General features: G+C 71.7%; 13 protein-coding genes. 5 read left to right on the forward strand and 8 right to left on the reverse strand.

Going from position 1 to position 14,548, the window contains the following annotated elements; genetic code table 11:
- The first annotated feature begins 117 nt into the window (after window positions 1-117).
- The 3 genes from glnA (at window position 118) to D1648_RS09070 (ending at window position 2,766) form a co-directional block, all read left to right on the forward strand.
- Complete coding sequence (gene glnA / locus D1648_RS09060) at window positions 118-1,548, forward strand: type I glutamate--ammonia ligase (RefSeq protein WP_122940906.1); 1,431 nt, start codon at window positions 118-120, stop codon at window positions 1,546-1,548.
- Between the two features lie 240 nt (window positions 1,549-1,788).
- Window positions 1,789-2,349 carry a dihydrofolate reductase family protein gene (locus D1648_RS09065; protein WP_122940908.1) on the forward strand — a complete coding sequence of 187 codons (561 nt, stop codon included), beginning with the start codon at window positions 1,789-1,791 and terminating at the stop codon, window positions 2,347-2,349.
- A 90-nt stretch (window positions 2,350-2,439) separates the two neighbouring features.
- Window positions 2,440-2,766 carry a 2Fe-2S iron-sulfur cluster-binding protein gene (locus tag D1648_RS09070; RefSeq protein ID WP_122940910.1) on the forward strand — a complete coding sequence of 109 codons (327 nt, stop codon included), beginning with the start codon at window positions 2,440-2,442 and terminating at the stop codon, window positions 2,764-2,766.
- Between the two features lie 12 nt (window positions 2,767-2,778).
- Here the strand turns inward: D1648_RS09070 and D1648_RS09075 are convergent, their stop codons facing one another.
- From D1648_RS09075 to D1648_RS09105, 7 genes are all read right to left on the reverse strand, one after another.
- The gene (locus D1648_RS09075) at window positions 2,779-4,455 is read right to left on the reverse strand and encodes an ABC transporter permease (protein WP_122940912.1); all 1,677 of its coding nucleotides are present in this window, start codon (window positions 4,453-4,455) and stop codon (window positions 2,779-2,781) included.
- Window positions 4,452-5,384, reverse strand: a complete 933-nt coding sequence (locus D1648_RS09080; RefSeq protein ID WP_122940914.1) for an ABC transporter ATP-binding protein — start codon at window positions 5,382-5,384, stop codon at window positions 4,452-4,454. Before D1648_RS09080 ends, D1648_RS09075 begins: the two co-directional genes overlap by 4 nt.
- On the reverse strand, window positions 5,381-6,049 hold the full coding sequence (locus D1648_RS09085) for a TetR/AcrR family transcriptional regulator (protein ID WP_122940916.1): 669 nt from the start codon (window positions 6,047-6,049) through the stop codon (window positions 5,381-5,383). The genes D1648_RS09080 and D1648_RS09085 overlap by 4 nt, the downstream gene beginning before the upstream one ends.
- A gap of 175 nt (window positions 6,050-6,224) precedes the next feature.
- The gene (locus D1648_RS09090) at window positions 6,225-7,142 is read right to left on the reverse strand and encodes a PD-(D/E)XK nuclease family protein (RefSeq protein ID WP_122940919.1); all 918 of its coding nucleotides are present in this window, start codon (window positions 7,140-7,142) and stop codon (window positions 6,225-6,227) included.
- A gap of 78 nt (window positions 7,143-7,220) precedes the next feature.
- Window positions 7,221-10,334, reverse strand: coding sequence for a bifunctional [glutamine synthetase] adenylyltransferase/[glutamine synthetase]-adenylyl-L-tyrosine phosphorylase (locus D1648_RS09095; RefSeq protein ID WP_122940922.1), 3,114 nt, complete (start codon window positions 10,332-10,334; stop codon window positions 7,221-7,223).
- A 10-nt stretch (window positions 10,335-10,344) separates the two neighbouring features.
- Window positions 10,345-11,682: a glutamine synthetase family protein gene (locus D1648_RS09100; protein WP_122940924.1), complete on the reverse strand. Its 1,338-nt coding sequence runs from the start codon at window positions 11,680-11,682 to the stop codon at window positions 10,345-10,347.
- A gap of 54 nt (window positions 11,683-11,736) precedes the next feature.
- On the reverse strand, window positions 11,737-12,282 hold the full coding sequence (locus D1648_RS09105; protein ID WP_164518654.1) for a hypothetical protein: 546 nt from the start codon (window positions 12,280-12,282) through the stop codon (window positions 11,737-11,739).
- Between the two features lie 154 nt (window positions 12,283-12,436).
- On the opposite strand from D1648_RS09105, the gene panB reads away from it, so the two are divergent.
- The gene (panB, locus tag D1648_RS09110; protein WP_122940926.1) at window positions 12,437-13,273 is read left to right on the forward strand and encodes a 3-methyl-2-oxobutanoate hydroxymethyltransferase; all 837 of its coding nucleotides are present in this window, start codon (window positions 12,437-12,439) and stop codon (window positions 13,271-13,273) included.
- Between the two features lie 42 nt (window positions 13,274-13,315).
- Here the strand turns inward: panB and D1648_RS09115 are convergent, their stop codons facing one another.
- Entirely contained in the window at window positions 13,316-13,498 is a 183-nt protein-coding gene (locus D1648_RS09115) for an SPOR domain-containing protein (protein ID WP_122940928.1), read from the reverse strand.
- 38 nt (window positions 13,499-13,536) lie between these two features.
- On the opposite strand from D1648_RS09115, the gene map reads away from it, so the two are divergent.
- Window positions 13,537-14,424, forward strand: coding sequence for a type I methionyl aminopeptidase (map, locus tag D1648_RS09120; protein ID WP_122940931.1), 888 nt, complete (start codon window positions 13,537-13,539; stop codon window positions 14,422-14,424).
- The last annotated feature ends 124 nt before the right edge of the window (window positions 14,425-14,548 follow it).

The raw sequence follows: 14,548 nt of genomic DNA on the forward strand, positions 1-14,548 counted from the left end.
CGCCCTTAAGCTTGACCTCACCCGAGTCCGGGCTCGAGGCGGTGCTGCGGCTCCGACGAGGTCCGGGCCTCGGGCGAGACAGCACTTAACGCGCCGCACGGCGCGGATGGAGGAGACGTGTTCAACAATCCCAGCGAGGTCACGAAGTACATCGAGGAGGAGGGTGTCGAGTTCATCGACATCCGGTTCTGCGATCTCCCCGGCATCATGCAGCACTTCAACATCCCCGCGAGCACCTTCGACGAGGACGCCATCGCGACGGGCCAGCTCTTCGACGGCTCCTCGATCCGCGGCTTCCAGGCGATCCACGAGTCCGACATGAAGCTCGTGCCCGACCTCGAGACCGCCTACCTCGATCCCTTCCGCGAGCGGAAGACCCTCATCATCAACTTCTCGATCGTGGATCCGTTCACGGACGAGCCCTACTCCCGTGACCCGCGCACCGTCGCCTCGAAGGCCGAGGAGTACCTGAAGTCGACCGGCATCGCCGACACCGCGCTCTTCGCCGCCGAGGCGGAGTTCTACATCTTCGACGACGTCCGGTTCAAGACGGGCGTGAACAGCGGCTTCTACCAGATCGACTCGGACGAGGCGGTGTGGAACACCGACCGTGACGAGTCCGAGTACGGCGGCAACCAGGGCTACAAGACCCGTCTGAAGGGCGGCTACTTCCCCGTCCCGCCGAACGACCAGATGGCCGATCTGCGCGACGAGATCTGCGCCGTGCTCGAGGAGACCGGCCTGCAGGTCGAGCGCGCCCACCACGAGGTCGGCACCGCGGGCCAGCAGGAGATCAACTACCGCTTCAACACGCTGCTGCAGGCGGCCGACGACGTCATGAAGTTCAAGTACGTCGTGAAGAACACCGTGTGGGACGCGGGCAAGACCGCGACCTTCATGCCCAAGCCCCTGTTCGGCGACAACGGCTCGGGCATGCACACCCACCAGTCGCTGTGGAAGGACGGAGAGCCGCTGTTCTTCGACGAGCGCGGCTACGGAGGCCTCTCGGACGTCGCCCGCTGGTACATCGGCGGCATCATCGAGCACTCCCCCTCGCTCACCGCGTTCACGAACCCGACGGTGAACTCCTTCAAGCGCCTGGTGCCCGGCTTCGAGGCGCCGGTGAACATGGTCTACTCGGCCCGCAACCGCTCCGCCGCGATCCGCATCCCGGTCACGGGCTCCTCCCCGAAGGCCAAGCGCGTCGAGTTCCGCGCCCCGGACCCCTCGGCGAACCCGTATCTCGCCTTCGCCGCGCAGCTCATGGCCGGCATCGACGGCATCCGCAACCGGATCGAGCCGCCGGAGCCGATCGACAAGGACCTCTACGAGCTCCCCCCGGAGGAGCACGCGCAGATCCGCCAGCTGCCCGAGTCCCTCGGCGCCGCGCTGGACGCCCTCGAGGCCGATCACCACTACCTCACCGAGGGCGACGTGTTCCCCGAGGACCTCATCTCCACCTGGATCGAGCTCAAGCGCACCACGGAGATCGATCCGTTCCGCTTCCGCCCGCACCCCCACGAGTTCGAGCTGTACTACGACATCTGAGCAGAACCGATCCGCCGCTGAGGGGTCACGGCGGCGCGGGACGTCGCACCTGCCCTGGGCTCGCTGAGGACCTCCGGCGGATCCGGGCTGCGCCGCAGCGGCTCCGACCTCGAGCGGCCCGTCCCTCCCTTCTCGGGAGGGGCGGGCCGTTCCGACGGGTCGGGGCACCGGAACGGCCAGGGCGTACCCTGGGCCCGTCCGCAGCCGTGCGGGCGGTGGGACTCGAGGGAGAGCGACGCCATGCAGATCCTGCGGTACTCGATCAACGTCACGCTGGACGGCTGCTGCCATCACGAGGCAGGGCTGCCGCCGGATGAGGAGTCGATGCGCTTCTGGACCGAGCAGATCGCCGACGCCGACGCGCTGCTCTTCGGCCGGTTCACCTACGAGATGATGGAGTCGGCCTGGCGACGACCGGCCGACGGGAACTGGCCGGGCTGGATGAGCGCGGAGGACATCCCCTTCGCCGAGACCATCGACCGGGCACGCAAGCACGTCGTCTCCAGCACCCTCACCGCGGCGGACTGGAACGCGGAGCTGATCCGAGGAGATCTGGCACAGGAGGTCAGCGCTCTCAAGGAGCGGTCGGGCGGGCCGCTGCACGTCGGCGGGGTGACGCTCCCCCGGGCGCTCGCGGAACTGGGCCTGATCGACGAGTACGTTCTCCTGGTCCACCCTGTCCTCGCCGGTCACGGGCCGACGCTGATGGCCGGCCTGCACGAGAGGATCGGCCTCGAACTGGTGGACTCCCGATCGTTCCGCTCCGGGGCGATCGCAGTGCGATACCGCGCCGCACCGTGAGACCGCTCACCGCACCGCAGCGTACGCTCCGGCATCGATCCCGCTCGCCGCTGCTTGGCATGTGCCCTCCCGAGGGTGTGGACTGGGTCCATGACCACCATCGAGATCACCGTCACCGACCGCGAGGGCGTCACGACCGAGGGTGTGGACTGGGACTCGGACGAGTCCCTCATGGAGTGCCTGGTGCGCAACGGCTACCCCATCCTCGCCACCTGCGGCGGGAACGCCTCCTGCTCGACCTGCCACTCCTATCTCGACGAGGCCTCCTTCGAGACCGCCGGCGAGATCGACGAGGACGAGGCGGCGGTCCTGGACTCCCTCCTGGATGACGAGCGCGAGCCCACCTCCCGGCTCACCTGCCAGATCGCCTGGGACGAGGACCTGGCCGGCGCGAAGGTGCGGATCGGCCCGTTCTGAGGGCCGTCCCGCTCACCCGGCGAGGAGATCCCGTCGCCGCAGGCCCAGCAGACCGACCACCATGAGCACCACGGCCGCGACCCCCATGACCACCAGCGGCGCGACCTCGAGGTCCTCGCTCGGCAGCAGCGCGACATGGTCCAACGGGGAGAGGGCACGGGCCCAGTCGGGCAGCCGCAGCATGTCCCCGAGGAAGGTCACCAGCGCCGTGTACACGACCACCAGCCAGGCCAGACCCGTCGTGCGTGTGCTCAGACCGAGCAGCGCCAGGGCCAGCGCCCCCGTCATCGCGATCGCGGGCAGGTAGGCGAGCGCGGCGAGCGTCATGTCCCCGATCCAGCTCGTGTCCTCCGTGGCCGTCCAGACCCCGAGCCCCACGCCGAGCCCGAGCAGCACCTGCATCACGGCGACTGCGGCGAAGGTGACCAGGAACCAGGCCAGGGCCAGGCCGGTGCGGGAGGTGCCGGCGATGAGCACGCCGGCGAGCCGGCCCTCGGCCTCCTCCGTCCTCAGGCGCAGCACCCCGGAGACGAGCAGGGCCAGGGGACCGATGGCGAGCATCATCAGCACGAAGGCGGAGAAGGAGCCGGTGAGGTCCTCGAGGACGATCGGCGCGTACTCCTCGACCGCCGGCATCTGGTCGATGACGTCGGTGAGCGAGGAGGCGAGCGAGCCGAACGCGATCGCGAACAGGAACAGGCCGATCCCCCAGGCGAGGATCATCGGGGTGAGCAGGCGCCGGGCGAGACCCCCGGGGCGCAGCAGATCCGCGCCGGCCCGGGCGTTCCCGGCCGAGGCGGGGCGCAGCCCCGCGCCGACGTCGCGGCGGCGGGAGAGCGCGCCGGCGAGCACCAGCAGCGCAGCCACCGCCCCGAGGGACACCAGCAGCGGCCACCAGCGCAGATCCACGTACAGGCGGGTCTGCTGCGCCCATGCGATCGGCGAGAGCCACGACAGCCAGGAGCCCTGGCGGTCCATCACGTCGCCGATCCCGCGGACCACCACCGCGAGCGCCAGGAGCCCCAGCGCCATCCCGGACGCCGAGCCGGCATGCTCGGTGACCTGTGCGGTCACCGCCGCGATCGCGGCGAACACCAGGCCGGTCAGCGCCGTGGCGAGTCCCATCGCCAGCGAGTCGGCCACCGGTCCACCGACGATCAGGGCGCCCCCGGCCACCGCGGCGCCCACGGCGAGGTTCGCGATGGTGACGATGGTGAAGGCGGCGACGGAGGGGGCCAGGCGTCCGGTGGCCAGGGCACGGGTCATCTCGAGCCGCCCGGTCTCCTCCTCGGTGCGGGTGTGGCGCACGCTGAGCAGCACGGACATGATCGCGGCGGCCAGGAGCACGTAGAGCATCAGCTCGTTGGCGACCATCGCCCAGAAGGTGTACCGGTCGGTGGCGAAGAACGGGCCGGTCATCATCACCGCCGAGGGGTTGTCCAGGAGCATCGCCCGGGCGTCCAGCGCCTGCTGGTCCGGGTAGGCCTCCTCCATCGCGAGGATGGAGGCTGGGACCAGGGCCAGCAGGGCGAGGCTCCACACGATGATCGCCCGTCGGGACAGGCGCCCGTAGAGCCGGACGAGCGAGCCGGTCCCCGCGAGCGGGGAGGCGGTCTCGCGCTCCCGGCGGTGGGTCGGTGCGGCTGCGGCGCCGCGACCGGCGGGGCGGGCAGGGGCGGTGGTGTTCATGACGTCTCCCCCTCGGCGGGCCCGGCCGGGACGAGCTCGTCGCCGTAGTGGCGCAGGAACAGGTCCTCGAGCGAGGGCGGGGTGATCGTGAGTCCGGTGGCATCCATCGCGGTGAGTCGCGGGAGCACCTCGTGGAGGGCGCTGTCGTCGATGTCGAAGTGCACGCGTCCGTGCTCGGCCACGAGGTCGTGCACCCCGTCGAGAGCTGCGAGCGGGGCCGGGTCGGCGTCGGTGCTCGCGGCGACGGTGGAGCGGGTGAGGTGGCGCAGCTCGGCCAGGGTCCCGGTCTCCACGTCCCTCCCCGCGCGGATGATGGTGACGGTGTCGCAGAGCTTCTCGACCTCGGCGAGGATGTGGCTCGAGAGCAGCACGGTGCGGCCGGCCTCGCGCAGGCGCGCGACCTCGTCGGTGAAGATCGCCTCCATCAGCGGGTCCAGGCCCGAGGTGGGCTCGTCCATGATGTACAGCTCGACATCGCGGGACAGCGCCGCGACCAGGGCGACCTTCTGCCGGTTGCCCTTGGAGTAGGTGCGGGCGCGCTTGGTGGGATCGAGCTCGAAGCGCTCGATGAGCTCGTCGCGGCGAGCCCGGTGCCGCTGCCCGCTCTCCCCGCGGGTGAGCACGTCGATCGCCTCGCCGCCGGTGAGGTTCGGCCACAGGTTCGTGTCCCCGGGGACGTAGGCGAGGCGTCGATGGATCGGGACCGCCTCCCGCCAGGGATCCATGCCCAGCACCTTCGCGCTGCCGGAGGTCGCCCGCAGCAGTCCCAGCAGGATGCGGATGGTGGTGGACTTCCCGGCGCCGTTGGGGCCGAGGAAGCCGGTGACCTGACCGGTGGGAACCGTCAGGGTGAAGCCGTCCAGGGCACGGGTGGTGCCGAAGGTCTTCGTGAGGTCGCGGACGGTGATGGCCGCATCGGTCGGGGTCATGACGTGCTCCTGTCGGTGGGCGGGTCGGCGTCGGCGGGCGGATCGGTCACGGCGGCGGCGAGATAGGAGTCCAGCAGGCTCGAGTCGGTCAGCAGCGGCGTGGTGTACAGCTCCAGGAGCGGCAGCGTCAGCGAATCGGTGTATTCGCGCATCCAGCGCGAGAGGTCCTCGAGGTCCATCCGGTCATCCCGGCCGGGCAGCTGGAGCACGAGCGATCCGAGGGACATGTGTGCGAGCACCCGCACACGGGCCTCGGGGTCGCGGCTGGGGCTGAGCACCCCCGCTCGCACCCCGTCCTCGAAGTACTCCTTCGCATTGGCGATGAAGTCCTCGATGAGGCGTTCGGCGAGCGGTCCGCCGGCCTGGAGGCGGCGCAGCACGTACCCCACCACGGGCGCGTACTTCTCCGCGGCGGCGAGCTGGGCGAGGACCGTCCCCGCCCCGCCTGCGATGGCCGCCTGCTTCTGCTCCCGGGTGACCTCGAGGGACCGGCGGTCGCAGGCCTCGAGCAGTGCCTCGCGCGAGCCGAAGTGGTGGATGATCAGACCCGCGCTGATACCGGCGTCCTGGGCGACCGCACGCAGGGGAGCGCCCAGTCCGTCGGCCGCGAATCGACGCAGCGCGGCCTGGAGGATCCGCTCGTCGGCGGGCGCGGTCTCTGCCATCGGGACCTCCTCGGCCGTCGGGCTCGGACGCTCATGGCCGTGGAGCCCCGTACTGAACTGACGTTCAACAGGCTATACGTCTGTTCAACACGGGGCAAGGGGGACAGCCGGCCGCGTGCGGGAGCGCGCCGACCCCGAGGGGACCGGCGCGCGGCGGCAGGAGGTGGAGGGCAGCTCAGCCCAGCGCGTCCAACCCGCCCTTGGTGCGCAGCAGGGAGAGCACGAGACCCTTGGGGTCCGCAGCGGGCTCGAGCGCGCACTCGTCCGGCTGGAAGGACCAGGCGGCACGCAGGGAGCGGAACACCTCGAACTCCTCGTCGCCGGTGCGCAGGGGGACGGCCTGGTAGCCGCCGGCCTCGGGGAGGTGGATGATGAACGCGCCGGTCAGCTCGGGCATCTCGCGCGTGGTGCCGTCCTCGTCCAGCAGCAGCTCCGCCCGGCAGACGGCCACGCCCTGCAGGGCGTAGTCGCCCCGCACCTTCTTCGAGGTCTTGATGTCGGCGCTGAGCAGGGTGTTGCCGATCCTGACGATCGCATCGGTGGTGCCGGCGTAGCCGACGGAGTGGTTCACCACGGTCTGCTCGACCTCGACGAACTCGGGCTGGAAGTCGTCCAGGAACCTGCCATAGCCGTCCAGGCGCACCTCTGCGCGGGCGACGAGGCCGCGGAGGTCCTTCTCGGTCGCGAAGGCGCCGTGCGCGGTGCGCATGCGCTCGATGATCCCGCCGAGATGGTCGGCGTCGGGGCGGGTGCCGCTGGTGCCCCAGTCCTCGCAGGCCGCATGGACGAGGGTGCCGAAGTCGGCGGCGGCCGCGGTGTGCTCGGTCGCGGCGGCGGCGATGCGCTTCTGCGTCCCCCAGCGGTCACGGGTCACGCGGGAGATCTCGGCGGCGGCACGGTCCGGATTGCGGTCCAGCCAGGCATACATCTCCAGCGCCCGCTTCGAGGCCATCGTCGCGTACCAGCCCTGCAGGAAGTCCTTGGACCGCATCCCCGCGACCGTGGTGATCGAGGGGTACATCAGCGGCCCCTCGGGCTCGAGGCGGTACATGCGACCGCGCGGGGTGTCGGCGCTCAGGGAGGGGGTGGTCATGGATCCTCGGTGGTGGTGCGGCCGTCGCGGGGCGACGGAGGACGGACGGACCCACGGTACGCGCTCGGACCTCTCTCCTCAGCAGTCCTCGCCGAAGATGATCTGCTCGGCGATCAGCCGCGAGCGGCGCGTGGCCTTGAGATAGCGGTCCTCGAGCTCCGCGGCGGTCGCGTCCTCGCCGTCGATCAGCAGGGAGAGCGCACGGAGGTCGTAGCGGCCGGTGGGGAGCACCTCCCCTTCCCTGCCCTTCCACAGGAACAGCCCGCGCCGCAGCTGCCAGGCCAGCGTCCAGGCACCGCGGAGCTCCTCCGCCTCGTGCGCGGCGAGCAGGCCGGCCTCGACCGCGGCCTCGAGCTGGGCGAGGGTCGAGGTGGTGCGCAGCGCCTCGACCTCGTGGCCGTGATCGAGGGCGAGCAGCTGGGCGCACCACTCGACATCGGTCATCCCTCCGCGGCCGAGCTTCAGATGCCGCGAGGGATCGGCGTTGCGCGGCAGACGCTCGGACTCCACACGGGCCTTCATCCGGGTGATCGCCCGGCGGGAGGCGTCGTCGAGGCCGCCGACGGGATAGCGGTGCCGGTCCATCTCCTCGACGAGCCGCGCGCCGACGGTCTTCGAGGAGACGACCGGCCTGGCACGCAGCAGGGCCTGCTTCTCCCAGGTCTCGGCGTCCCGGCGGAGGTAGTCGATCCAGGAGTCGAGGGTGCGGGTGAGCGGACCCACCTTCCCCTCGGGCCGCAGATCGGCACTGACCTTCATGTCCGAGCGGGCGGTGGGGGCGTTGAGGATCTTCTGGATCTGGGTCGCCACGGCGTTCGTGATCTCGACGGTCGCGCTGCCGGCCCCCCGGTCCACGGCGATGAACTGGACGTCCGCATCGGAGGCGTAGCCCATCTCGCGGGCGCCGAAGCTGCCCTGGGCGAGGATCGCGAGCTCCACGCCGAGCGCGCGGGCCGGGTCGGAGCGGCGCTCGCGCAGCTGCCGGGCCGTGGACTCGTCGACCTCGTCGACCCCGTCCAGCGGCTCCGCGTCCTCGCCCACGGCATCCCGCTCCCGGGCGACGACGTGATACGCGACCAGCAGCCCTGCCTCGAGCACGGCCTCGGCGAGGTCGGAGAGGGCGTGGGCGACCTCCGAGGCGGAGACGACGCCGCTGAGGTGGGAGAGCGAGATCCGCAGCAGCTCCCGGCTGCGGGTGCGCCGCAGCACGTCGCGAGCCTCCTCGACGGTGTCCACCCGCGTGATCACCGCGAGGAACTCCCGGCCCAGCAGGTCCCGGGACAGGGGGCGCAGCTGCTCGTCCCGGGCGAGCCAGCGCACCCCCTCCGGGATCCGTTCGAGCTGCTCGCCGACGTACCGGCTCGCCGAGAGCACGCGGGTCAGGCGCTTCGCGGCCAGGCCCGAGTCGCGCAGCAGACCGAGATACCAGTGGGCGGAGCCGATCTCGTCGGACAGACGGCGGAAGGCGAGCAGGCCCAGATCCGGGTCGATCCCGTCCGCGAACCACTCGAGCATCGCCGGCAGCAGCTGGCGCTGGATCTTCGCGCGCCGGGAGATCCCTTCGGTGAGCGAGGAGATGTGGGCGAGGGCCCGGGCGGGGTCGACATAGCCGATCGCCGCCAGACGCGCCTGGGCGTCCTCGGCGCTCAGCGCGATCTCCCCGTCGGACAGCTGCGAGGCGGTCAGCAGCAGCGGCCGGTAGAAGATCTCCTCGTGCAGCCGCCGCACGAGACGCCGGGTGCGCTGGTATCGCTGCGTGAAATCGTCCGTGCCCAGGCCCAGGCTGCGGGAGAGGCGCCGCAGGTCGGAGGCGGAGGTGGGCAGCACCTGGGTGCGCCGCAGCCGGTGCAGCTGCAGCCGGTGCTCGACGCAGCGCAGGAAACGGTACGCCTCGTCCATCTGGGCGACGTGGCCGCGGGAGATGTACCCGCCCTCGCCCAGCCGGGCGAGGGAGTCCAGCGTCGAGCGGCCCTGGAGCTGCTCGTCGGCGCGGCCGTGCACCATCTGCAGCAGCTGGACGGTGAACTCCACGTCCCGCAGCCCGCCCGGGCCGAGCTTGATGTTGCGGTCCACCTCGGCGCGCGGGATGTGCGCGACGACGCGGCGGCGCATCGCACGGGTGTCCTCGACGAAGCCGTCCCTCGTCGAGGCCTGCCACACCCACGGCTCGACCATCTGCTCGAAGGCGGCGCCGAGCTCCCGGTCCCCCGCGGCGGCACGGGCCTTCAGCAGCGCCTGGAACTCCCAGGACTTCGCCCACTCGGTGTAGTAGCGGCGGTAGGAGTCCGGGGTCCGCACGAGCGGACCGTCCTTCCCCTCCGGGCGGAGGTTCGCGTCGACCTGCCACAGCGAGCCCTCGGCGGTCCGCTCGGAGCAGGCGCGGGCGAGCTCGCGGGCGAGCGCCGCACCGATCGTGATCACGTCCTCCTCGGTGCACCCCTCGTGCGCGGGGGCGACCACGTGCATCACGTCGACGTCGGAGATGTAGTTCAGCTCCCGCGCGCCGGTCTTGCCCATCGCGATCACGCACCAGCGCACCTGCTCGTGCCCCTCGACGGTGGCGCGGGCGATCGCGGAGGCGGCCTCGAGGGCCGCGTCGGCGAGATCGCTGATCGCGGCGGAGACGCGGGGCTGGAGGGCGGCGGGATCGGCCGCGCAGGCGTCCGCCGCGGCGATCTGCGCGAGGCGCAGGTGGTAGGCGGCGCGCAGGGCGTCGCGCTCCTCGCGCCCGCCGGAGCTCGCCACCGGCACCTCTGCCGTCGGATCGGCGCCGACGGCCTCGAGCAGCGAGGCGCGCACCGCCTCGGCGGTGACGGCGAGATCGTCGTCGCCCTCGCGCAGCAGGTCGAGGCGGTGGGGATGGCGGGCGAGCACGTCGCCGAGCGCGACGGAGAGCCCGAGCAGGCGGATCAGTCGGTGCCCGGGCGTGCCGTGCGTCCCGATGCCGCCGAGGAACTCCTCGAGGAGCGCGTCCTCGCCGGCCTCGCGCGCCGCTTCGGCCAGTCGCAGCAGGCCCAGGACCGCGTCGTCCCCGTCGGCCGTCGCGCCGAGGGCCTCGGCGGCTCCGGGGCCGAGGCCCTCCAGCGCGGGCTCGGCGAGGAAGCGGCTGACGCGGTCGGTGCGGGAGAAGCCGAGCCGGGCGAGCACCCCGGTGGAGGTGGGGGGCTCGGCGCTGCGCTTCGCGGTGCTCATGGCGTCCCCGTCAGACCCGGCTGAAGGTGGAGCGGAGCTCGTGGTCGGTCACCTGCTCGCGATAGCGCTGCCACTCCTGCTGCTTGTCCCGCAGGAAGAACTCGAAGACCTGCTCGCCGAGGGTGTCCGCCATCAGCTCCGAGCTCTCGAACACCTCCAGCGCGCGGAACAGGTCCGTGGGCAGGGGCTCGATGCCCATCGCGCGCCGCTCGCGTTCGGTGAGCTCCCACACGGCGTCCTCCGCACCCTCGGGCAGCTCGTAGCCGCCCTCGACCCCGGCCATCCCGGCCGCGAGCAGCACGGCGAAGGCGAGATAGGGGTTGGCCGAGGAGTCCAGTCCTCGGAACTCCACTCGTGAGGAGGTGGTCTTGGTGGGCTTGTGGAAGGGGACGCGCACGAGCGCGGAGCGGTTGTTGTGGCCCCAGCAGATGTAGCTCGGCGCCTCCTGCGCGCCCCACAGGCGCTTGTAGGAGTTCACCCACTGGTTGGTCACCGCGACGTACTCGGGTGCATGGCGCAGCAGACCGGCGATGAACTGGCGCCCGGTGCGGGAGAGCCCGTACTCGGCGCCCGGCTCGTGGAAGGCGTTCTTCCCGCCCTGGAAGAGGGAGAGGTGGGTGTGCATGCCGGAGCCGGGCTGGTCGATCATCGGCTTGGGCATGAAGGAGGCGACCTGTCCCATCGACAGGGCCACCTCCTTGACCACGGTGCGGAGGGTGACGATGTTGTCCGCCGTGGTCAGCGCATCCGCGTAGCGCAGGTCGATCTCGTTCTGGCCCGGGCCGTTCTCGTGGTGGGAGTACTCGACCTGGATGTTCATCGCCTCCAGGTGCTGGATGGCGGAGCGACGGAAGTCCTGTCCCTGGCCGCGGTGGACGTGGTCGAAGTAGCCGGCCCCGTCGATGGGGCGCAGCGGCTCGCCCTGCTGGTACGGCTGCTCGAAGAGGTAGAACTCGATCTCGGGGTGGGCGAAGAACTCCAGCCCCTTCTCCTCGACGCGGGCGAGGGCGTCCTTCAGCACGCGGCGCGGATCCGAGGCGGCGGGCTCCCCGTCGGGGGTGAGGACGTCGCACATCATGCGGCCGGTGGCATTGGTCTCGCCGCGCCAGGCGAGCAGCTCGAAGGTCGCCGGGTCCGGGCGCAGGATCATGTCGGACTCGTAGCTGCGCGTGAGCCCCTCGATCGTGGAGCCGTCGATGCCGATGCCCTCGGTGAAGGCGATCTCGAGGTCGGCCGGGGAGATAGCGATCGACTTCAGCGTCCCCGCGATGTCGCAGAACCACAGCCGGATGAACCGCACGTCCTGGTCGGAGACGGTGCGGATGACGTCGTCATGGAGATGTCCCATGGCTCAAGTCTGCCTCACCCGGCGAGCTCCGCTGCGGCAGGGGCCGCTGCTCGCTCAGAACGGGATGGAGAGGTACCACCGGCCGTCCTCGCCCCGGATCATCGGGACGTCGATGCCCTGCTGGAGCACGCTGAGGGAGATCGTGCCGTCCTCGGCGGGTTCGGCGCGGACCATCGAGGCGTCGAGGTCATCGAACGTGCCGGGCTCGAGGAGCTGCTCGTACTCCCCCATCGCCTCCCGGGCCCCGTCGGCGCAGGACCGCAGCCGCTCCCCCTCCGGTGCGACGCCGGTGTCCGGATCGAGGACGAGGCCGCAGGCGGCGTCCCAGTCCTGGTCGTCGATGGTCCGGAGGAAGCCGAGGAAGCGGTCCGTCGCCGTGTCGAGGTCCGCCTCGGTGACCTCCTGGCCGCCGCCGTCGCTCGGGCCCGCGGCGGGTCCCCCGGCCGGGGGACCGGTCTCGCTGCTCGGGGCCGGGGCGGGCTGCTCCTCGTCCCCTGTGCAGGCGGCCGCACCGAGCGCGAGCACCAGGGCGGCGGCGGCAGCGGCGCCTCGGCGGACGACGCAGGGCCGGGCGGGACTGCGCAGGGCGGTCAGCTCCATGGGGGCTCTCCTCGAGAAGGTCGAGCGGCGACGGATCCCAGGGTGGCACACACATCGCGCGCACGGCAGCCGCACGCAGGGCGTCCCGCCGGGCAGCGGGCCGCGGCAGGACTAGGCTGGCAGGCCGGAACCCGTCCTCGTCCAGGAGCCCGCTGTGAGCACTCAGTCCCCCGCCGCCGTCCCCGCCCCGTCCGGTCCGGCGAAGATCCGGCTGCGCCATCTGCAGCAGGCCAAGGAGCAGGGGCGCCCCTTCGCGATGCTCACCGCCTACGACCAGTTCTCCGCGACCGTCTTCGAGGAGGCGGGCATCGAGACGCTGCTGGTCGGGGACTCGGTCGGCACCACGGTGCTCGGCCACAGCTCGACCACCTCCACCACCCACGCGGACATGCTCACGTTCACCGCCGCGGTGGCCCGCAGCGTGCACCGTCCGCTGGTCGTCGCCGATCTCGCCTTCGGCACCTACGAGACGGGTCCGCGCGACGCGGTGCTGCACGGCATCGAGCTGGTCCGTGCCGGAGCGGAGGCGGTCAAGCTCGAGGGAGGCGCCCCGCTCGTCCCCCAGGTCAGTGCCCTGGTGGAGGCCGGGATCCCCGTCTTCGGGCATCTGGGCTTCACGCCCCAGTCGGTCAACGCCCACTCCGGCCACCGCGTCCAGGGACGTGACGAGGAGGCCGCCGAGAGGCTCCTCGCCGATGCGCTCGCGATCCAGGAGGCCGGGGCCAGCGCGATCGTGCTCGAGCTGGTGCCGGCGCGCGTCGCCGCGGAGGTCACCGCCGCACTGCGGGTGCCGACGATCGGGATCGGCGCCGGCCCGGGCTGCGACGGGCAGGTGCTCGTCTGGCAGGACATGGCGGGCCTGTCCGGCTTCCGCGGGAGGTTCGTCAAGGCCTTCGCGGATCTGCGGGGGACGTTGCGCGAGGCGGCGGGCAGCTACCGTGCCGAGGTCGAGCAGGGCAGCTACCCCGCGGCCGAGCACTCCTTCGAGTGAGCCACGTCGAACGCGCCGCCGAGCGGAACGTCGGCGAGGAGCTCAGTCCTCCCACTCCGCGTCGTCCTCGTCCCACTTCTCGTTGCGCTTCGCCGCGGTGCTGAGCGCCCGCTGCGCCTCCTCGCGCGTGGCGTAGGGGCCCATCAGGTCCGTGGCCTGCGACTGCGGGCCCTCCTCCACCGCGCCGGTGCTGAGGTTGTAGTAGTACTGCACGCCCTCGCTCATGTCCGGGCTCCTTCCGGGTCGGTGAGACACTGGTGGGCATGACTGTAGAGCAGGAATGGATCCGACCCGAGGGCCGCGCGCTGCTGGTCCCCGGCACCCTCAGCCCCCGTCGTCCCGTGCCCGCGCGCATCGAGCGCCCGGAGTACGTGGGCAAGGACGAGGCGGTCTCGGACAGCGGACCGTTCGTGCAGAGCGCCGACGTGATCGCGCGGGTGCGCGAGGCCTCTCGCGTCGCCGCCCTCGCGCTGCAGGCCGCGGGCGAGGCCGCGCAGCCCGGCGTGACCACCGACCACATCGACGCCGTGGTCCACGACGTGCTGATCGAGAACGGCGCCTATCCCTCCACCCTCGGCTACCTCGGCTTCGAGAAGTCCTGCTGCACGAGCCTGAACGAGGTCATCTGCCACGGCATCCCGGACTCCACCGTCATGGAGTCCGGCGACATCCTCAACGTCGACGTCACCGCGTACCTGGACGGGGTGCACGGCGACTGCAACGCGACCTTCCTCGTGGGCGACGTCGCGCCGCGGGCGCAGGAGCTCGTCGAGACCGCCCACGCCGCGATGATGCGCGGGATCAAGGTGGCCCGCCCGGGGCGCGAGGTGAACGTGATCGGCCGGGTCATCGAGAAGTTCGTCTCCCGGCACGGCATGGAGTCCGTGCGCGACTACACCGGTCACGGCGTGGCCGAGGGCTTCCACAACGGGCTGATCATCCCCCACTACGACTCCGCGCCGATGTTCGACGACGTCATCGAGGAGAACATGACCTTCACGATCGAGCCGATGGTCACCCTCGGCTCCCAGGCCTGGGACCAGTGGGACGACGGCTGGACCGTCGTCACCCGCGACGGCTCCTACTCCGCCCAGTTCGAGCACACGATGCTCATCACCGACGAGGGCCCGGAGCTGCTCACGGTCGTCTGACCCCGCCCGGGCGGGCCGGGCCGCCGGAGGCCTCCGCCACCTCCTGGAACGGACCGTCCCGCCCCGCCGCGCCCAGGTATCGTGGGCACGCGTGAGAGCGCCGACGCCGGCGCCCGGACCGGGC

This window comes from Brachybacterium sp. EE-P12 (genome assembly GCF_003711805.1).
In the GTDB taxonomy this organism is placed as follows: domain Bacteria; phylum Actinomycetota; class Actinomycetes; order Actinomycetales; family Dermabacteraceae; genus Brachybacterium.